This is a genomic window from Ruegeria sp. CI1, from assembly GCF_056536925.1.
In genome coordinates this window covers 198,455-217,477 of sequence record NZ_JBQFQP010000001.1, presented here as the reverse complement: position 1 = coordinate 217,477, position 19,023 = coordinate 198,455, and the positions used below count along the sequence as shown (strand labels likewise).

The following is a 19,023-nucleotide window of genomic DNA, read 5'->3' as shown; positions in this document are numbered from 1 at the left end:
TCGGGACCTGCACATATCTTGGCAAACACGGATTTACGGAGGATCCCTTGCCTCACCCATTGGTTACACAGGACATGATCGACACCTTTCAGCGGGACGGTGTCGTCTTTGTGCCCGGATTGTTTGCCGATCAGGTCGATACCTTGCGCGCAGGGGTCGAGGCGAACATGTCGAACCCAGGACCGTATGCATCGGAAAACAAGAAAGAAGGCCAAACCGGCAGGTTCTTTGACGACTACTGCAACTGGGACCGAATCCCACAGTTTCGCGAGGTGATCGAAACCTCACCCGTGGCCGAAGTCGCAGCGGATTTGATGGCATCCGAATCGGTGCAGATGTTCCACGACCATGTGCTGGTGAAAGAGCCCGGCACCTCGATGGCGACGCCATGGCATCAGGACGGGCCGTATTATTTCGTTGACGGACGGCAAACCATCAGTTTCTGGTCACCGCTCGATCCGGTGAAAGAGGCGACGCTGCGCTGTGTCGCAGGGTCCCACCTGTGGGAAAAGGAAGTGCTGCCGACGCGCTGGGTTTCGGAAGAGGGTTTTTTCCCTGACGAAGGTCAGTACATGCCGATCCCCGATCCCGAGGCTGAAGGTATGAAGATTGTCGAGTTTGAAATGCAACCCGGGGATGCGGTGGCGTTCAACTATCGCGTGCTGCATGGCGCGCGCGGTAATACTTCGGCGTCACGCCGCCGGGCTTTTTCCCTGCGCCTGGTCGGAGACGATGCGCGTTACGTCGAGCGCCCGGGCCGAACATCGCCACCCTATCCGGGCCATGACATGCAACCGGGCCAGCGTTTGCGCGAGGACTGGTTTCCGGTTCTGTTCAGGCGCTGAGTTTGGGGTGTTCTCGGCGCGGAGGCTGGACCGCGTTTTAGAACCACTGCCCCGGTTCAATCAGGCCAAGATCGAGCAACTGGCCCGAGGACCATTCGAACGGTACGGAATTGCGCCATTTGAAGGTGTTGATCCGCGCCGCTGACACCGGATTTCGTTTCAGCGCCTTTGCAGCGCGAAAGGAACAGATAGCTGCAGTCAGATTGTGATGCCACGGGCAGGAATAGGTATTGTATTCAGCATCATTGAACGTGTGGTTCGAAAACAGCTCTAGCCCGGGTTTGGCTCTAAAAAGTGCGATGCGATCCATTCTCCGGCTTTCCTTTGGTATGAACTCGTCAAACCGCCAGCGCAGCCCGCCGGAAAAATCGAGTTGCCGTTCAAGCGGGTCCTCGGTTGTTGGGTCTATGCGCACTTCGGCAAAGTACCCCGATTTGTCGAGCATCGCAGTCGCGGGCGAAACCGCCGAGGGGCAAGTGTTCAGGTCTTCGGCGTACAGGTCGATCACGTAGGTCAGCATCGCGCTGCGGCGTTCCTCGGCGTGAAAAGACAGCATCTCGCCCACGCTGCGCGTTTCGCAGAACGGAAAGAACAGGTATTCGGCGTTGTAGCCGTAGTACATCCAGACATTGGGCAACGCGGCGACGATCCGGTTGACCGCCGCAAAGACCAAATGTCTGGGCCTACAAGTATAGGTGATCCGGTGCACCTGGTCGCCGAGATCCGTCGGCAGTTCGAAGTCATCCGGCATCAATGCGATCACCGTTTTGAACCCGAGATTCAAATGATGCAGCAATGTTCCTGCTATCTCGACGGCGTCTTCGGCAAAGATCATCGCCACCGGTCCTTTGACTGGCGATTTCGCGACCGAGTTCAGAAAACTGTCGAGTGATGGATACTGCATACGATGTACTTGTCCTGCTCTGCTGGCATTTGCCGTCAAACTCGGGTAAATGCGCGCGCATTGCAAGCCGCGTCCGTTCCGTATAGACGGCGCCGATCCAGCGAAATCAAAGGCACGTTTCATGTCCGAACCGAAAAAGCTCTTCATCAAGACCTACGGGTGTCAGATGAACGTTTATGACAGCGAGCGCATGGCCGAGGCGCTGGGCGGGCAAGGTTATGTCGAGACGCAAAGCCCGGATGATGCGGACATGATCCTGCTCAACACCTGCCATATCCGGGAAAAGGCTGCGGAGAAGGTCTATTCCGAGCTTGGCCGATTCAAGGGACTCAAAGCGGAAAAACCCGATCTCAAGATCGGAGTCGCAGGCTGCGTCGCGCAGGCCGAAGGCGAAGAGATCATGCGCCGCCAGCCTCTTGTCGATCTGGTGGTCGGCCCGCAAAGCTATCACCGTCTGCCCGAGATGGAGGCGAAAACGCGCGAAGGCCAAAAGGCGCTGGACACGGATTTCCCGGAAGAGGACAAATTCGAAAAGCTGAAGAACCGTCCCAAGGCCAAGCGCGGCCCGACGGCGTTTCTGACCGTTCAGGAAGGCTGCGACAAGTTCTGCGCCTTTTGTGTGGTACCCTATACTCGCGGGGCCGAGGTCAGCCGGCCTGCGGATCGTATTCTGCTTGAGGCTCGCGAACTGGTGGAGCGGGGCGTGCGCGAAATCACGTTGCTGGGTCAGAACGTGAACGCCTATCACGGGGCCGGTCAGAACGGCGATATGACGCTTGCCGGGTTGATCTGGGAGTTGAACAAGGTCGACGGACTGGAACGCATCCGGTTTACCACATCGCACCCCAACGACATGAGCGACGATCTGATCGAAGCGCACGCTACCTGCGACAAGCTGATGCCCTATCTGCACCTGCCGGTGCAATCCGGCTCGGACAAGATTCTGAAGCGGATGAACCGCAGCCATACGGCGGAAAGCTATTTGCGACTGATTGAGCGTATTCGTGCCGCACGCCCCGATATTCTGATGTCGGGTGATTTCATTGTCGGTTTTCCGGAAGAGACCGAAGAGGATTTCCAGGCCACGCTCGATCTGGTCGAAGAGGTAAAGTACGGTTATGCCTATTCGTTCAAGTATTCCACACGACCGGGTACACCGGCGGCGGAACGGCCACAGGTTCCGGGAAAGGAAGCCGATGACCGGCTGCAACGGCTTCAAGCACTGATTACCAAGCATCAGCGCAGCGTGCAGGACAGCATGGTCGGGCGTGACGTGCATGTGTTGTTTGAAAAGCCCGGGCGGCTCGACGGACAGATGGTCGGAAAATCAGAGTATCTGCATGCGGTCCACGTAAATCGGGCTGATGTAGTTCCTGGTGATCTGCGTCGTGTGCGCATCACGTCCTCCGGTTCCAACTCTCTCGCCGGAGAGTTGACATAATCTTGAGGGGAAAAGCCGAAAAATAGCCAGATTTGGGGTGCTATTGGCATTTCGATAACAAAGATTCACTTTGCCGAAACCTGTTTCTGGTTTAGGTCATCGAAATCGCACCATCTGGGCAACGGTGCGAATGGTCTTTGGGGCCGGATAGTTTGTGAGGCTCCGTAAGGAGTTGGTACGAGGAGGGAGCAGAATTTGAAACGCTTGAACGGACTGTTGTCCCTAAAAGGGTGGGCACTTTCGCTGGTGTTCGGCATTGGGGCATTGAACGGAGTCCCGGTAGTCGCTGGGAATACTGAGGCTCCTTTTGTAGAACCAGAGGTCATCGAGCCAGCCAAGCGCCATGCCGATTGGCGCGGTTTTTATGCCGGGGGAACGCTGGGGTACGCATTCGGAGGCTCGGATGACGTGGGGCAGCGCGCTCCGAACGGCGATCTGGTGGCGAGCGTGGGCGAACTGAAGCCGGGTGGGTTTAATTATGGCCTCAGGCTCGGGTGGCGAAACAACATCGCATTTCGCAGCCGGTATTATGTTTACGGGGTCGAGTTGGGCTATGAGGCGGGCAGCATCGACGATGATCTGACCACAAACACGCATCAGGCATCAGTCGATGTCAAAAACGTACTGTCCCTGCGGCTCAAGGGCGGCATCACCAGCGCGTCTGGAAAGATGCAGTATTACGGTATCGTAGGATATGCGAGAGGCGATATCGACTATGCACTGGCGGGGACGGCTGGCGGTGATACGATTGCCGTGTCGGACAACTCCGATTATGACGGCTACACTCTGGGTCTTGGGATGGAACGCATCGTGGCGGAAAAGGTTCGCCTGACGCTGGAGTATGAATTCACGCAATTCGATTCGATGCGACTGATTGATTCTTCAGGATCCTCGACAGTGGCCACGCCGAGTTATGGCAATATCAGAGTCGGTCTGAATTACGCATTCTGAGGCCGATTGCTCGAGACCCGCGATTTGAATAAATCGCGGGCTTGTTCAGCCGGGGGGCGGCAAATTTGCGTTCTCGTGCAATTTTTTTTCGTCGGTGCTTGCGCAGTTGCGAGCAATCTGACTACGCTCAAATCAAATGCCAAAACAGGAGAACCTATTGGCCATTGGTGCCCTTACCCCACCGCAAGATGACATGCCCCCGCACGAGGTGCTTGTTGAATTTCCAGACAACAGATTGTTGATTGACCTGTGCGGTGAATATGACCGCAACCTGGCCGAGATCGAGCGAAAACTGTCGATCCAAATCCTTCGCCGCGGGAACCAGCTTGCCATCATGGGCGAGGAAGAAGCTCAGAAGCGGGCGGTGGAAGTGCTGGAGGCGCTTTATGACCGGCTGCAGGCCGGTCGATCTGTCGAAGCGGCGGATATAGACCGTGAACTGCGCATGGGCGGGTCCGAGACCGGAACTGGCGTTCGCGATGGCGATCAGCTTGAAATGTTCAAGGGCGGCACGGTCGAAATCAAGACTCGAAAGAAGCTGGTTGAGCCGCGCACAGATGCGCAAAAGGCTTATGTGCAATCGCTGTTCAACAACGAACTGGCCTTTGGTATTGGCCCGGCGGGGACGGGTAAGACCTATCTGGCCGTGGCTGTCGGCGTGTCGATGTTCATCGGCGGCCATGTTGACCGTATCATCCTCAGCCGTCCCGCCGTCGAGGCGGGGGAGAAGCTGGGATATCTGCCCGGCGACATGAAGGACAAGGTCGACCCCTACATGCAGCCGCTCTATGACGCGCTGAACGACTTTTTGCCTGGCAAGCAGCTCGCCAAGTTGATCGAAGAAAAACGTATAGAAATTGCACCGCTGGCTTTCATGCGCGGTCGTACGCTTTCGAACGCCTTTGTGGTTTTGGACGAGGCGCAGAATGCCACGACCATGCAGATGAAGATGTTCCTGACCCGCTTGGGCGAAGGAAGCCGCATGGTCATTACCGGCGACCGGTCTCAGGTCGACCTGCCGCGTGGGGTACCATCGGGGTTGGCAGATGCGGAACGATTGCTGAAAATCATTCCCAAAATTGGATTCAACTATTTTACCTCCAAGGATGTTGTGCGTCATCCGCTTGTCGCCGCCATTATTGAGGCTTATGAGGCCGACGCCGGGCGAACGACCTCATCCTGATCGGGCAAGGTTTGGCTGGGCCGAAAATGAGGGCATGTGCTGCCAAGGGGGCAGGTTTGACGATCGAAGTCACATTGGAAGACCCGCGTTGGGACAATCTCGTGGCTGTCGGCAGCCGCGCCGTCTCGGCTGTTCTGGCGCATCGGGGGCTTGATCCGGAGATTTGCGAAGTCAGCCTGCTGGGATGTGACGACGTCCGGATCCAGGAACTCAACGCCGAATTCCGCGACAAGCCAAGTGCGACTAATGTTCTGAGCTGGCCGGCCGCGGAACTGGCTGCCGAGACGCCCGGGGCGGAGCCCGCTGAACCCAGCCCCGACTTTGGTGGCGACATCGCGCTGGGCGATATCGCTATTTCGTACGATACCTGCGCACGCGAGGCGCAGGATGCTGGAAAATCGTTTGAGGATCACGTAACCCATCTGGTGGTACATGGCGTGCTCCATCTTCTGGGATACGACCATGTCCGTGACCCTGATGCCACCTTGATGGAAGGTCTTGAAATCGAAATACTTGGCAAAATGGGCTTGGATAACCCATATACTGGGTAATTAAGGGCTTTGCGGTCCGGTTAATTGGAACGAGAAAATGGGCGATACAGACGGCGGTTCTATGGCGGCGCAAGGCGCGCAATCCGGGAACGGCGACGACATGAGCGAAGAGAAACAGGGGTTTTTGTCCCGCATTATTGATGTGTTCTCTTCCGGCGAAAATATCAGTGACCCCCAAATGAACGGGCAGGCCGCATCAAACTCGCAACCTCGCGGAATGATCAATCTTCGCCGTATGCGGGTCGAGGATGTTGCGATTCCGACTGCGGAAATCGTTTCGGTGCCCAGCACCATCCCGAAAGACGAACTGGTGCAGGTTTTCCGCGACAGCGGTATGACTCGGATACCGGTCTATGAGGGCACGTTGGATACTCCACTTGGGTTCATTCACCTCAAAGATTTTGCCCTGACCCACGGATTCAACGGCGATACGGTCGATTTCGATCTGGCTACGATGCTTCGCCAGTTGCTATTTGTGCCGCCTTCGATGCCAATCGGAGTTCTGTTGACCAAAATGCAGACGGAACGGCGGCACATGGCACTGGTGATCGACGAATACGGCGGCGTCGACGGGCTAGTCACCATCGAGGATCTGATCGAGCAAGTGGTGGGCGAAATTGCTGACGAACACGATGCCGACGAAGATCAACTTTGGTTGCAGGAAAAACCGGGCTGCTATGTCGTTCAGGCCAAGGTTCCGCTTGAGGATTTCGAGGCTGAAATCGGGCGTTCCCTGACCAGTCACGAAGATGTGGACGAAGAAGAAATAGACACACTTGGCGGGCTCGTATTCATGTTGTCCGGCCGGGTCCCGGCGCGGGGCGAGGTGGTCATTCACCCGGAAGGTCCGGAATTCGAGGTGCTTGAGGCCGATCCGCGCAGGATAAAACGACTGCGTGTGATGCTGCCGGACCGCGCCGCATGATCCAAATCGTTCGCTGGCCAATCTGGCTGCGCTATCTGCTGGCCGCCCTCCTCGGGGCGGTCGCTGCGTATGGGCTGGCGCCTTTCGGGTTTTGGGCCGCGACGCTGATGTCGCTTGTAGCCACCTCGGCGCTCTTTTTGTCCGCACGGTCCAAGTGGCAGGCCGCGTTGCTAGGGTGGTTTTATGCCAGCGGTTATTTTGCCCATGCTCTCTTGTGGATCGTCGAGCCGTTCCTGGTGGATGCTGAACGCTATGCCTGGATGGCTCCGTTTGCCTTAATCTTCATGGCGGGCGGCATGGCTTTGTTCTGGGCACCTGCTTTCTGGTTTGCAATGCGTCCGGGCTGGTCCGTGCCTGGTCGGATCTGGTTGCTGGTGATCTACCTGTCGGTCGGAGAGTTCGTGCGCGGCTATTTGTTTACCGGGTTTCCCTGGGCAGGGTTGGCACAGGTCTGGGTGGATACGCCGGTTGCTCAACTTTTGTCCATTGTCGGCCCTTATGGGCTGGGCGCGCTTACATTTGCGGTCACGCTGCCATTGGCACTCCTATTCAAACCGGGCTTTTCCTTGCGCTGCTTGTTTTTTCGCGTGATACCGCTTTTCGCCTTTGTAGTAGTTGCTTTCGTTCACGCGGGAACCCGGCCCGAGGTCGTCGCGACGGGTCAGACGGTGCGCATCAATCAACCCAACGCGCCGCAGCATCAGAAATGGGATCCCAACTACGCCCCCATATTCTTCAATCGTCAGATCGAGTTTACGGCCGCTGATCCAAAGCCGGATTTGGTCGTTTGGCCCGAAACCTCGGTCCCGGTCTGGCTGGAAAACGCCGAACCCACCTTGCAGCTTATCGCGGATACAGCAAGAGGTGTTCCGGTTGTTCTGGGCATACAGCGAAGCAAAGACCTGCGTATCTATAACTCAATGGTCGTTGTTGACGAAACCGGCGTTTTGACCGGTGTTTATGACAAGCATCATCTGGTTCCATTTGGCGAATACGTGCCTTTTGGCGATCTTCTGGCGCAAGTCGGGATCTATGGATTCGCCGCCACGACGGGCCAGGGGTTCAGCTCTGGGCCGGGGGCTGCACTGTTGTCGCTGGGCAAACTCGGATCCGCCTTGCCGCTGATCTGTTACGAGGCGGTGTTCCCGCAGGACGTTCTTGCCGCGCCGGAGCGTCCCGCGCTCCTTTTGCAGATAACCAATGACGCGTGGTTCGGAACTCGGTCGGGTCCGCATCAGCATCTGGCGCAAGCAAGGATGCGTGCGATCGAGCAGGGTTTGCCAATGGTCAGATCGGCAAACACGGGCATCTCCGCAATGATTGATCCATTGGGGAAGGTAACAGGTTCTTTGCCCCTGGGCGTTGAAGGATATTTCGACGAAGGACTGGCGGTTGCCTTGGGCCCGACATTCTACTCCCGTTTCGGGAACAGTGTATTCTTTATTCTTTGTCTTGCGCTATTCGCGCTGATTTATCGACGCGAAAGGTCGCGCATGTGCAAAACCGATTGACCACGCAGTCATCGGCGCTTATCTGATGCAGGTCTGTTACAACGGCTTCCTGGCGTGACAGAGTTATTGTCTTAATGGAGCAACTTTATGTCCCGACAGAACTACACATTTACTTCGGAATCGGTTTCCGAAGGACATCCCGACAAGGTCTGTGACCGCATTTCGGATGCCGTACTTGATGCATTCTTGAACGAAGAACCCGAAGCGCGCGTAGCGTGCGAAACCTTTGCCACCACGAACCGGGTGGTTATCGGCGGCGAGGTCGGTCTGTCGGATCAGGAAAAGTTACATGACTATATGGGCCGCATCGACGAAATCGCGCGCGCCTGTATCAAGGATATCGGCTATGAGCAGGATAAGTTCCATTGGAACACCTGCGAAATCACCAACCTGCTGCATGAACAGTCGGCGCATATTGCGCAGGGTGTGAATGCCTCGGACAACAAAGATGAGGGCGCGGGCGATCAAGGCATCATGTTTGGCTTTGCGACCAACGAAACTTCGGCGCTGATGCCGGCACCCATCCAGTATTCGCACGCGATCCTGCGACGGCTGGCCGAAGTGCGCAAGAACGGTACCGAGCCGGCCCTGGGGCCGGATGCCAAATCTCAGCTTTCGGTTGTCTATCGCAACGGCAAACCGGTCGGGATCAGTTCACTTGTGCTTTCCACCCAGCACCTTGACGAGTCGCTGACGTCGGATGACATTCGCGACATCGTCGAACCCTATATCACCGAAATCCTTCCCGAAGGTTGGCTGAACGGCAAGACCGCATGGCATGTCAATCCGACAGGAAAGTTCGTCATTGGCGGGCCGGATGGCGACGCGGGCCTGACCGGGCGCAAGATCATAGTTGACACCTATGGTGGCGCGGCTCCGCATGGGGGCGGCGCATTCTCCGGTAAGGATCCGACCAAGGTCGACCGGTCGGCAGCCTATGCAGCACGCTATCTGGCCAAGAACGTGGTTGCCGCCGGCATGGCCGAACGCTGCACAATCCAGCTCAGCTATGCCATCGGCGTCAGCAAGCCGCTGTCGATATACGCCGAAACCTACGGCACTGGCGAAGTCGCGCCCGAAGCCATCGAAAAGGCGATCGATCAGGTCATGGACCTGACCCCGCGCGGGATCCGCCAGCACCTGGGCCTGAACCGGCCCATCTATCAGCGCACCGCGGCCTACGGTCACTTTGGCCGCGAACCAGAGGCTGATGGCGGGTTCAGTTGGGAGCGCACCGATCTGGTGGACGCGCTGACAAAGGCCATCTGAGCCACCGCACGACAATCAGCGCCCCAACAATGGGGCGCTCTTCAGTTCGATACAAATAATGCGGGGGGCGGGTCTGTCTGGCACTGTATCCCGTCCTTGCAGCACGATCAGCGCCACAGTATGGCCCGCGACATGAGCACTGACCATCCCCAACGCCCCCGACGCAATTTCTATGGGCGCTTCAAGGGCAAGACCCTGAAGCCCAGCCAGAAGACCTATCTGAACGAGGATCTGTCCCCGCTCTCGCCCGGCGCGGTGGATTGGGACAGCAATCCCGAACGCTTGCCGCTGGATCTGGATGCCCTGTTTGGCGGCAAACCGGTATGGCTTGAGGTGGGATTTGGCGGTGGCGAGCATCTGGTGCATCAGGCAGAACAGAACCCGGATATCGGTATCATTGGCGCAGAGCCTTTCATCAATGGCGTCGCCATGCTGTTGGGCAAGATCCGTCGTGCGGATGTGTCAAACCTGGCAGTGCATCCCGGCGATGCACGAGACCTGTTCGACGTTTTGCCGAATCAAAGCCTTTCCCGCGCCTTCCTGCTTTATCCCGACCCCTGGCCCAAGAAGCGTCATCACCGCCGCCGGTTCGTTACGCCCGAGCACCTCGAGCCGCTGGCACGTGTGATGAAACCCGGCGCGATCTTCCGGGTCGCGACCGACATTCCAGACTATGTGCGTCAGACATTGGAAGAAGTGCCTAAGGCCGGATTTGAGTGGCTGGCGGAACGACCCGAGGATTGGCGCAAGCCATGGGGCGACTGGATTTCCACCCGGTACGAGCAAAAGGCGCTGCGCGAGGGGCGAGTGCCGCACTACCTGACCTTCCGACGCAAAGGGTGATTGTCGCTGGACCCGGTGACATCAATTCGCTAATCCGCAGGGAATGATAGCGCAAAAGGAGCACCCATGTCCGGACACGGCACGCCCATCCCGATGACCTCGCGTCCCTGCGGTCCGTTGACCGGTACCGCCGAGGTGCCTGGCGACAAGTCGATTTCGCACCGGTCGCTGATTCTGGGCGCGATGGCGGTGGGTGAGACAAAGATTTCGGGTCTGCTGGAAGGCGAGGATGTGCTGGATACCGCCAAGGCCATGCGCGCATTCGGGGCCGAGGTGGTCAATCACGGCGGTGGTAACTGGTCGGTGCATGGTGTCGGCGTCGGTGGTTTTGCCGAACCGGATCAGGTGATCGATTGCGGAAATTCCGGCACCGGCGTGCGCCTGATCATGGGCGCGATGGCGACGTGCCCGATCACTGCGACGTTTACCGGCGATGCCAGCCTGAATGGGCGACCGATGGCGCGGGTCACCGACCCGCTGGCGCTGTTCGGAACGCGTGCCGTTGGCCGCGAGGGAGGGCGCTTGCCGATGACCCTCGTCGGGGCCGCTTATCCCGTACCCGTCCGCTATGTGGTTCCAGTGCCGTCGGCTCAGGTCAAATCCGCCGTTTTGCTGGCCGGGCTGAATGCGCCGGGCAAGACGGTCGTGATCGAAAAGGAAGCAACCCGGGACCATTCCGAACGAATGCTGGCTGGCTTCGGGGCCGAGATTACCGTCGAGGACACTGACGAAGGCCGGGTCATCACGCTGACTGGGCGGCCTGAACTGAAACCACAGGTCATCGCGGTACCGCGCGATCCGTCAAGCGCTGCCTTCCCTGTATGCTCCGCACTGATCACACCGGGGTCGGATGTGCTGGTGCCGAATATCGGCCTCAACCCAACCCGCGCCGGTCTTTATTACACATTGCGGGAGATGGGCGCGAACCTGACCTTTGAGAATGAAAGGGAAGAGGGCGGCGAGCCAGTGGCTGATCTGCGCGCGCGCTACTCGCCCGATATGAAAGGCGTCACGGTGCCGCCTGAACGTGCGGCCTCGATGATCGACGAATATCCGGTTTTGTCGGTTGTTGCGGCCAATGCGACCGGGACCACGATGATGGGCGGCGTCAAGGAGCTGCGCGTCAAGGAAAGCGACCGCATCGACGCCATGGCACGTGGATTGCGAGCCAATGGTGTAACGGTCGAAGAAGGCGACGATTGGTGGACCATCGAAGGATTGGGCATCGGCGGTGTTCCCGGCGGCAGCACTTGTGAGAGCTTCCTGGATCACCGCATCGCCATGTCCTTCATGGTTCTGGGCATGGGGGCGCAGAACCCGGTCTCGATCGATGACGGCGGGCCGATTGCAACTTCCTTCCCGATTTTCGAACCTTTGATGGCCGATCTGGGCGCCAGGTTGGAACGGGTATGAATTTCAACTGATCTTTCGTTTTGGCCGTTCCATAGCTTCTTCCGGAAATTTTTGGTTATCGCCCCAGAATGTGGCGACTGTGCACCCGGTTTGATTGCGTCGTCGATATACAAACTCGCGACCTTCATGAAGCAGGACACGCAACCCCATTTTCGAATACCAGCGCATCGCGTGACGCAATTCTGGATCAACCTCTCTAAATTGTCTCATCAGATGCGTCGGGCGAAGAGAGATCAGAATCTCGATGGTCTTGACCCAAAGGAAAACGCGCCAAGGCGGAACGAACGGAGTGTCCAACACCTGATGCTTGTAGTCCCAATTGCGTAGATCGGTTTCTACAACTTTTTTGTCCCTGACGTCTTCGGAAAAAGGTGTCCACCGGTGAGGGGTTGCATAGATGGACATGATTTGATCAGGGTCATACCTCAGTAATTGCCTGAACAATCGCAGGTAGTCTCTATCTCGCTCATCTGCAAAGCCCACGGCAAAGGTGCATAAGCCAATCATGCCGTGAGAACGCAACAGGCGGATCGCCTGCATGTCCTTTTGCGTATTTGCCCCCTTGTTGATCGACAACAAGGTCGCTTCGTCGGTGCTTTCCAGACCCAATAGGAACCGCAAGACACCAGCTTTTTTGTATAACGGCAACAAGTCCCTGTCCCGTACAATATCATCCGCACGAGTGGACCCGATCAACGTAACTTGTACATTCTCGGCGATCAGAGCCTCAAGAAACCTTTTCCATTGCCGGCGGGAAGAGGTCGGATTCTCGTCGGCAAGATTGACCATTTCGACACCATGTTCACGAGCAAGCCACGCAATTTCCTTGGCTAATTTTTCTGGATCCCGATGGCGCCACTGGGTCCAGAAACCCCTCTGTCCGCAATAGCTGCAAAGATGTGGGCAACCACGCGAGAACTGAAGGATGACCGACCTGCGCCCTCCCCAATATGAGTAATCATCGAAATTGATCAGTTCCCATCCAATTCGGTTCGAGTCCAAATCATTGATCATCGGAGCAGGGCGTGTAGACACGGGCTGATTGGAGTTATCACGAAAGGCGATTCCGGCCACCTATTCCAGATCAGTTCTCAGTTGGATTGCAGCGATCAAGTTAGAAGTGGTCTCTTCGCCTTCACCACGAACAACAAAGTCGATTTGCGGGCACTCGGATAAGACCGAACGCCAATGATACGTGGGATATACACCGCCATAAACGATGACTAGCCCCGGTTTTTGGCGCTTCAACAGCATCGAAAGGGTTTTTACAGTCGGATGTGCGGAACTTGACCCGGAATGGCCGATCAGAACGATGTCTGGCTTGGTCTCGAGCGTACGTTCTACGCATTCATCAAAGCCTAATGGGGCAAGATCGCCGTTAATCAACGTGACGTCGTGCCCGCGGTCAATAAGTGGACCGCCAATACACAATAATCCGAACGGGGGCAGGTTTTCCTTGGGAATTCGGCTTCCAATTGCGGTATGGGGCGGGTGAAGAAGTGTAATGCGCAATTTATCAATGCTCTGCTTTTGGTTGAAACTGTTTCACCTCGTTCCAGGACTTTCAATCGGTTTTTTGCTGTCGGAAAGTTCGAACATGAACTATGCCCATGGCAGGTAGAACGGGATAGAAGATGAGCTTTACAATTGCCATCGACGGCCCCGCTGCGGCGGGAAAGGGTACGATCTCCAAGGGTGTTGCGGCACATTACGGGTTCGCGCATCTCGACACCGGGTTGCTGTATCGGGCTGTTGGACGGCGTGTGCTGACCGGTGAAGACGCTGTTGAAGCAGCGCAAACGCTGCGGCCCAAAGACTTGCGGCGCGATGATCTGCGTAGCGCGGATGTGGCCCAGGCGGCATCAAAGGTGGCAGTCATGCCCAAAGTGCGCGCAGCTTTGGTCGAATTTCAACGACACTTTTCCCGCCAAGAGGGTGGCGCCGTTCTGGATGGGCGCGACATTGGGACGGTTATCTGCCCGGGAGCTGACGTAAAGCTCTTCGTCACCGCCAGCCCCGAGGTGCGCGCCGAGCGTCGGTATATCGAGCTAACCGCGAAAGGCGAAAATATCACTCGCGAACAGGTGCTTGCGGATGTCAGGGAACGTGATGCGCGGGACATGGGGCGCAGCGAAGCGCCGATGAAACCCGCTGATGATGCCGTGCTGCTGGACACATCCGAGTTGAGCATCGAAGAGGCTCTGGAGCGCGCCATTGCGGTGATCGACAAAAAGATGCCCGCGAAAACCTAGGCTTTCGCGGGCAATTGCCGGAGTGAGTGGAACTGACACCGGCAGCGCGGGATTACAGTTCGCCCACGGCGATGTGCTTGATCTGCGCCCATTGATTGTCGGCTGTCGTTGCCGTGGCTGCCACGTCTTCGAGGAACTTCTCACGGGTTGCGGTGTTCAGGAACAGAAAGAGCTTGCCGTCAGCCAGAACATATTGATCCGGGTCGCCGTCGAATTTCTTGCCAACCGAGACACCGTAAGAGCAGAACCCGCCATGCTGCGGCAAGTAGGCTGCCGGGTTTGCCTGGAACGCGTCGAGGTTTTCTTCGGAGGTGAAATAATAGGACGCGCCGTCATATGTGGCGGAATGGGTGGCGAAGCCTTCGACCGGGTTGCCACTGGTGACCAGCGCAACCAGGTCCACACCATGCGCCGCAAGCGGGGCGCCACCTGCCGAGATGCCGTTTGAGACGTTGATCTCGTCTGCGGCAAATGCGGGTGCGGCGGCCAAGGGCAGGGCGGCGATGAGGGCGATGAGTACGAGCGATTTCATTGTTGATTTTCCTTGTTGATGAATGTGTTTCCGGGCCGGTTCTGGCCGGTATGACGAAGGTAGGGACAAAAAATCGGACGTGTTATCGCAGATAGACCGCAAGACATTGCCGATCGTTCGGGAAATGGGACGATCCTGTCGTGAATTTGATCACCAAGCTTTGAATCGTTTGATCGGGCATGCCGGCCTAGACTGTACGGAAATGAACCGGAGTTCCCGAATGATCCGCCTTGCCGCCATCCTGATATGCCTTGCCAGATTCTGTGTCGCACAGGAGGAAACCGCCCCAAACACGGAACCACCCATGACTTATGAAGAACTGGGACGTATCATCTTTACGCTGGACCCGGAGGCAAAACCGCAAGGCCCCGGGTTTCAGATGATGGTCGCCGATGTTCCGGTTTTGGTGATTACCGACATAAATGCGGACCGGATGCGCGCAATGGTTCCGATCCGCAACGCGGCGGACGTATCGCCCGACGATATGCGCCGCATGATGCAGGCCAATTTCGACAGCGCCCTTGATGCCCGCTATGCCATCGCAAACGGAACCTTGTGGGCGGTGTTCATTCACCCGCTTTCCCCGCTTGAAAAGAATCAGTTTATCTCGGGCCTTGGGCAAACGGTGAATATCGCCAAGACCTATGGCACACTCTACACCGGGGGTGCTGTGCAGTTTGGCGGCGGCGACAGCAACGATCTTCAGCGCACTCTGATCGACGAACTCCTGAAAAAGGGAGAAGAACTCTGATCTACAACGCAGATCCCTCACGCAGTTTGTCCTGCTCGTCGGGCGTGGGGGTGTGGTTGAAGACAAAGGCGGTGCGACAGGCCTCTTCGCCGCCCAGTGCCTCGATCTTGCGACGTTGATCGGCAAAAGCGCGGGCGTTGACGTCGTCCGGATCGCAGATAATGCGCAAACGGCGCTCGCCTTCGGCCAGCGCGGCGCGGACGTTTGGGTCATTTTCCCCGTCCATGGCGCGGTTCACCAATTCATGCGGGTCATTTTTCAGATCAAAAAGTTGGGGCGGATGGCCGACATAGTGGACGTATTTCCACCGGTCCCAGCGCACCATGAAGGTGCCGGTCTTTGACCCACCATCATGGTATTCGCTGAACCCGGTTCGATCCGGATCGTAAGGCGTATTGGCAATGTGGCGCAGGGATTTTCCGGGTTGGGTCACGTTGTTCTCGTCGTCAGCGATGCCACAGACCTCGCGAGCGGTTGCGGCGATATCGGTCAGGTTGGTGCAGGTAGAGACCCTGTGGCCAGCTGGCACTCCCGGCCCCGCCGCGATCATCGGGACCCCCGCGCTGGCTTCGTACATCACCTGTTTGGTCCAGAACCCCTGATCTCCCATCATGTCACCGTGATCCGAGACATAAACCACAACGGTCTTGTCAGTCTGCCCGCTGTCTTCCAGCGCCTTCAGCACACGGCCTGCGCAATCATCCATGAACGACGTCAGCCCGTAATAGGCCGCCTTGGCCTCACGTACTTTCTGTTCATCGAAATAGTCTCCGTAATTGAAGAACCCGGCAATATTTTGCAGCTCTTCGTGGTCCACCGGGCGGGCTTCATATCCTACAGGCATGTCCATTCGCGCTGGATCATAAAGCGCATACCATTCCTCGGGGCAGGTCAGGGGATAGTGTGGGCTGACCAGTGACACGAAAGCGGCCCAGGGCTGTTGATGACGATTGGGATCCTTCAGCCAGCGTTCTGCTGCGGCTGTGATATCGCGGTCATAGTCGGTATAGGTGCTTGTGCCGACACCCACATCTGCCGCCAATTCGGCGGCAGAGTCGTAGGGAGGAGGGTTTTCGCGCAACAGCCCGACAGCCCAACCTACGCCACCCACCACATGCATCGGCAGGATCTCCTGTGAAAACCCGTTGTCATCCTCGCCTGAGCGGAAGTGAAGCTTGCCAATGGATATAACTTCTCTTCCGCAATCGCGCAGCTGTCGCATCCAACTGCGTGGCTCCCCGGCATAGGGCGTGGCGCTGTCCCAGTGGCCCGTCCTGTGCACCCAGTCGCCAGTGGCCAATGCCGCGCGGGTCGGCACACACATCGGAGAAGGGGTATAGGCCGCCTCGAACATCGTGCCCCGCGCAGCAAGTGCATCAAGATTTGGGGTTTGTACGAACGGATGACCGGCGCATCCCATTGCGTCCTTGCGATGCTCATCCGAAATGATGACGAGAAAGTTCAGGTTATCGGGCATTCCATTTCCTTGTTATTCGTGAAAGCATTCCGGCCAAGACACAGTGTTGCGCGACCAACCGCGTCACGAAAGCCGTTTTTGGCTTTTTCCTTGCGGGGTGCGGACAGACCCGTTATAGAGCGCGCGTCGACAAGGCGATTTGAGCCATAGAAAAAAGAGACGAGCAGGGTCGGGACAACCGGCCCTCTTTGTTTTATGGCACGAAACCGGGTCGCCTGACCAACTCCAAGACCGGCGGAGACAACCGCTCGGCCAGAAAAATCGATGTGAAAAGGAAAACAACGCCACATGGCTAACGCAACCATGGAGGAATTCGAAGCCCTCCTGAACGAAAGCTTCGAAATGGACACCCCCGAAGAGGGTTCGGTTGTCAAAGGCAAGGTTCTGGCGATCGAAGCCGGCCAGGCCATCATCGACGTAGGCTACAAGATGGAAGGCCGCGTCGATCTGAAAGAATTCGCAAATCCCGGCGAAGCCCCTGAAATCACGGTTGGCGACGAGGTCGAAGTCTTCCTGCGCGCCGCCGAAAACGCCCGCGGCGAGGCCGTCATCTCGCGCGAGATGGCCCGCCGTGAAGAGGCATGGGACCGCCTGGAAAAAGCATATGCCGACGATGCACGCGTCGAAGGCGCGATCTTTGGCCGCGTCAAAGGTGGCTTTACCGTCGACCTGGGTGGCGCAGTTGCGTTCCTGCCCGGCTCGCAGGTTGATGTCCGCCCCGTGCGTGATGCCGGCCCGCTGATGGGTCTCAAGCAGCCGTTCCAGATTCTGAAGATGGACCGCCGCCGTGGCAACATCGTCGTGTCGCGCCGCGCCATCCTGGAAGAATCGCGTGCCGAACAGCGCGCTGAAGTCATCGGCAATCTGTCCGAAGGCCAGAACGTGGACGGCGTCGTCAAGAACATCACCGAATACGGTGCGTTTGTTGACCTGGGCGGTGTTGACGGGCTGCTGCACGTCACCGACATGGCGTGGCGCCGTGTTAACCACCCGTCCGAGATCCTGACGATCGGCGAAACCATCAAGGTTCAGGTCATCAAGATCAACAAGGAAACCCACCGCATCAGCCTGGGCATGAAGCAGCTGCAGGAAGATCCGTGGGATCTGGTTGGCGCCAAATACCCGCTGGGCTCGGTTCACAAAGGCCGTGTCACCAATATCACCGATTACGGCGCGTTCGTCGAACTCGAAGCTGGTGTCGAAGGTCTGGTGCACGTCTCGGAAATGTCCTGGACCAAGAAAAACGTCCATCCTGGCAAGATCGTTTCGACCAGCCAGGAAGTCGACGTCATGGTTCTGGAAATCGACGGCGCCAAGCGCCGCGTGTCCCTGGGCCTCAAGCAGACGATGCGCAACCCGTGGGAAGTGTTCGCGGAAACTCACCCCGAGGGAACTCAGGTCGAGGGCGAAGTCAAGAACATCACCGAATTCGGTCTGTTCATCGGCCTCGAAGGCGACATCGACGGCATGGTCCATTTGTCGGATCTCAGCTGGGACGAGCGTGGCGAGGATGCCATCCAGAACTATCGCAAGGGCGATGTCGTTCAGGCGGTCGTCTCGGAAGTGGATGTTGAGAAAGAGCGTATCTCGCTGTCGATCAAAGCCCTGGGTGGTGACAAGTTCGCCGAAGCCGTTGGCGGCGTGAAGCGTGGCTCGGTTATCACCGTGAACGTTACCGCGATCGAAGATGGCGGCATCGAGGTGGAATACGAAGGCATGAAGTCCTTCATCCGCCGTTCCGACCTGAGCCGTGACCGCGCCGAACAGCGCCCCGAGCGCTTCTCGGTAGGTGACAAGGTTGATGTTCGCGTCACCAACGTCGACAGCAAGACCCGTCGTCTGGGTCTGTCGATCAAGGCACGCGAGATCGCCGAAGAGAAAGAAGCCGTGGAGCAGTACGGCTCGTCGGACTCGGGCGCGTCGCTGGGCGATATCCTGGGTGCAGCGCTAAAGTCGGGCGACTAAGCCCGAAACGCCTGACGGTTATCAAATTGCGGCCCCGTGCATCTGTGCGGGGCCGTTTTTGTTGCGAATCAACGCGTTCCGTTTCTGCATGTGCAAAGCCCCCACTACCGGGAAACAGGTGTTAATTCGCTGATGGATGGCGAAAAATTGTGTTTTCGGGCCTCAAATTGAAGCGTCCGCGCAAAGACTCTGCGTTCCCCCGCCACAGGT

Annotated in this window: 18 protein-coding genes and 1 riboswitch; of the genes, 13 read left to right on the top strand and 5 right to left on the bottom strand. The window is 57.5% G+C overall.

From position 1 onward, the window contains the following. Positions 1-47: 47 nt before the first annotated feature. The gene (locus ACR0LZ_RS01040; RefSeq protein WP_480747905.1) at positions 48-845 is read left to right on the top strand and encodes a phytanoyl-CoA dioxygenase family protein; all 798 of its coding nucleotides are present in this window, start codon (positions 48-50) and stop codon (positions 843-845) included. Positions 846-882: 37 nt separating this feature from the next. On the opposite strand, the gene ACR0LZ_RS01035 is transcribed toward ACR0LZ_RS01040, so the two are convergent. Next, positions 883-1,749, bottom strand: coding sequence for a hypothetical protein (locus tag ACR0LZ_RS01035; RefSeq protein ID WP_480747904.1), 867 nt, complete (start codon positions 1,747-1,749; stop codon positions 883-885). Positions 1,750-1,870: 121 nt separating this feature from the next. On the opposite strand from ACR0LZ_RS01035, the gene miaB reads away from it, so the two are divergent. From miaB to aroA, 9 genes are all read left to right on the top strand, one after another. Beyond that, positions 1,871-3,190, top strand: a complete 1,320-nt coding sequence (gene miaB, locus ACR0LZ_RS01030; RefSeq protein ID WP_480747903.1) for a tRNA (N6-isopentenyl adenosine(37)-C2)-methylthiotransferase MiaB — start codon at positions 1,871-1,873, stop codon at positions 3,188-3,190. Between the two features lie 195 nt (positions 3,191-3,385). Further along, on the top strand, positions 3,386-4,141 hold the full coding sequence (locus tag ACR0LZ_RS01025; RefSeq protein ID WP_480747902.1) for an outer membrane protein: 756 nt from the start codon (positions 3,386-3,388) through the stop codon (positions 4,139-4,141). 157 nt (positions 4,142-4,298) lie between these two features. After that, entirely contained in the window at positions 4,299-5,324 is a 1,026-nt protein-coding gene (locus ACR0LZ_RS01020; protein ID WP_480747901.1) for a PhoH family protein, read from the top strand. Between the two features lie 56 nt (positions 5,325-5,380). Continuing rightward, a complete protein-coding gene (gene ybeY, locus ACR0LZ_RS01015) occupies positions 5,381-5,875 on the top strand; it encodes an rRNA maturation RNase YbeY (RefSeq protein ID WP_480747900.1) in 495 nt (164 codons plus the stop codon). A 37-nt stretch (positions 5,876-5,912) separates the two neighbouring features. Continuing rightward, complete coding sequence (locus tag ACR0LZ_RS01010; RefSeq protein ID WP_480747899.1) at positions 5,913-6,800, top strand: hemolysin family protein; 888 nt, start codon at positions 5,913-5,915, stop codon at positions 6,798-6,800. Then, the gene (gene lnt / locus ACR0LZ_RS01005; RefSeq protein WP_480747898.1) at positions 6,797-8,311 is read left to right on the top strand and encodes an apolipoprotein N-acyltransferase; all 1,515 of its coding nucleotides are present in this window, start codon (positions 6,797-6,799) and stop codon (positions 8,309-8,311) included. The genes ACR0LZ_RS01010 and lnt overlap by 4 nt, the downstream gene beginning before the upstream one ends. A 30-nt stretch (positions 8,312-8,341) precedes the next feature. Next, a riboswitch (SAM-SAH riboswitch) is annotated at positions 8,342-8,393 on the top strand. A gap of 5 nt (positions 8,394-8,398) precedes the next feature. After that, positions 8,399-9,580, top strand: a complete 1,182-nt coding sequence (gene metK / locus ACR0LZ_RS01000; RefSeq protein WP_480747897.1) for a methionine adenosyltransferase — start codon at positions 8,399-8,401, stop codon at positions 9,578-9,580. 132 nt (positions 9,581-9,712) lie between these two features. Beyond that, positions 9,713-10,423: a tRNA (guanosine(46)-N7)-methyltransferase TrmB gene (gene trmB, locus ACR0LZ_RS00995; protein WP_480747896.1), complete on the top strand. Its 711-nt coding sequence runs from the start codon at positions 9,713-9,715 to the stop codon at positions 10,421-10,423. Between the two features lie 66 nt (positions 10,424-10,489). After that, the gene (gene aroA, locus ACR0LZ_RS00990; protein ID WP_480747895.1) at positions 10,490-11,836 is read left to right on the top strand and encodes a 3-phosphoshikimate 1-carboxyvinyltransferase; all 1,347 of its coding nucleotides are present in this window, start codon (positions 10,490-10,492) and stop codon (positions 11,834-11,836) included. Positions 11,837-11,839: 3 nt separating this feature from the next. On the opposite strand, the gene ACR0LZ_RS00985 is transcribed toward aroA, so the two are convergent. Both ACR0LZ_RS00985 and ACR0LZ_RS00980 read right to left on the bottom strand, forming a co-directional pair. Then, positions 11,840-12,910: a radical SAM protein gene (locus ACR0LZ_RS00985; protein ID WP_480747894.1), complete on the bottom strand. Its 1,071-nt coding sequence runs from the start codon at positions 12,908-12,910 to the stop codon at positions 11,840-11,842. Next, entirely contained in the window at positions 12,911-13,348 is a 438-nt protein-coding gene (locus tag ACR0LZ_RS00980) for a cobalamin-dependent protein (RefSeq protein ID WP_480747893.1), read from the bottom strand. A gap of 122 nt (positions 13,349-13,470) precedes the next feature. Here ACR0LZ_RS00980 and ACR0LZ_RS00975 point away from each other — a divergent pair, with 122 nt between their 5' ends. Beyond that, positions 13,471-14,088, top strand: a complete 618-nt coding sequence (locus ACR0LZ_RS00975) for a (d)CMP kinase (RefSeq protein ID WP_480747892.1) — start codon at positions 13,471-13,473, stop codon at positions 14,086-14,088. Positions 14,089-14,140: 52 nt separating this feature from the next. Here ACR0LZ_RS00975 and ACR0LZ_RS00970 read toward each other — a convergent pair whose 3' ends face one another. Further along, a complete protein-coding gene (locus ACR0LZ_RS00970; RefSeq protein WP_480747891.1) occupies positions 14,141-14,620 on the bottom strand; it encodes a YHS domain-containing (seleno)protein in 480 nt (159 codons plus the stop codon). 220 nt (positions 14,621-14,840) lie between these two features. Here ACR0LZ_RS00970 and ACR0LZ_RS00965 point away from each other — a divergent pair, with 220 nt between their 5' ends. After that, the gene (locus ACR0LZ_RS00965) at positions 14,841-15,371 is read left to right on the top strand and encodes a hypothetical protein (protein ID WP_480747890.1); all 531 of its coding nucleotides are present in this window, start codon (positions 14,841-14,843) and stop codon (positions 15,369-15,371) included. Position 15,372: 1 nt separating this feature from the next. On the opposite strand, the gene ACR0LZ_RS00960 is transcribed toward ACR0LZ_RS00965, so the two are convergent. Continuing rightward, complete coding sequence (locus ACR0LZ_RS00960; protein ID WP_480747889.1) at positions 15,373-16,848, bottom strand: sulfatase family protein; 1,476 nt, start codon at positions 16,846-16,848, stop codon at positions 15,373-15,375. A gap of 288 nt (positions 16,849-17,136) precedes the next feature. Here ACR0LZ_RS00960 and rpsA point away from each other — a divergent pair, with 288 nt between their 5' ends. Further along, positions 17,137-18,813, top strand: a complete 1,677-nt coding sequence (gene rpsA / locus ACR0LZ_RS00955; protein WP_480747888.1) for a 30S ribosomal protein S1 — start codon at positions 17,137-17,139, stop codon at positions 18,811-18,813. Positions 18,814-19,023: the final 210 nt, after the last annotated feature.

Coding starts and splice junctions, on each gene's coding strand:
- ACR0LZ_RS00960 (WP_480747889.1), bottom strand. CDS start 16,848: ATGCCCGATAACCTGAACTTTCTCGTCATCATTTCGGATGAGCATCGC.
- ACR0LZ_RS00975 (WP_480747892.1), top strand. CDS start 13,471: ATGAGCTTTACAATTGCCATCGACGGCCCCGCTGCGGCGGGAAAGGGT.
- ACR0LZ_RS01035 (WP_480747904.1), bottom strand. CDS start 1,749: ATGCAGTATCCATCACTCGACAGTTTTCTGAACTCGGTCGCGAAATCG.
- lnt (WP_480747898.1), top strand. CDS start 6,797: ATGATCCAAATCGTTCGCTGGCCAATCTGGCTGCGCTATCTGCTGGCC.
- ACR0LZ_RS00970 (WP_480747891.1), bottom strand. CDS start 14,620: ATGAAATCGCTCGTACTCATCGCCCTCATCGCCGCCCTGCCCTTGGCC.
- aroA (WP_480747895.1), top strand. CDS start 10,490: ATGTCCGGACACGGCACGCCCATCCCGATGACCTCGCGTCCCTGCGGT.
- metK (WP_480747897.1), top strand. CDS start 8,399: ATGTCCCGACAGAACTACACATTTACTTCGGAATCGGTTTCCGAAGGA.
- trmB (WP_480747896.1), top strand. CDS start 9,713: ATGAGCACTGACCATCCCCAACGCCCCCGACGCAATTTCTATGGGCGC.
- miaB (WP_480747903.1), top strand. CDS start 1,871: ATGTCCGAACCGAAAAAGCTCTTCATCAAGACCTACGGGTGTCAGATG.
- ACR0LZ_RS00965 (WP_480747890.1), top strand. CDS start 14,841: ATGATCCGCCTTGCCGCCATCCTGATATGCCTTGCCAGATTCTGTGTC.
- ACR0LZ_RS01010 (WP_480747899.1), top strand. CDS start 5,913: ATGGGCGATACAGACGGCGGTTCTATGGCGGCGCAAGGCGCGCAATCC.
- rpsA (WP_480747888.1), top strand. CDS start 17,137: ATGGCTAACGCAACCATGGAGGAATTCGAAGCCCTCCTGAACGAAAGC.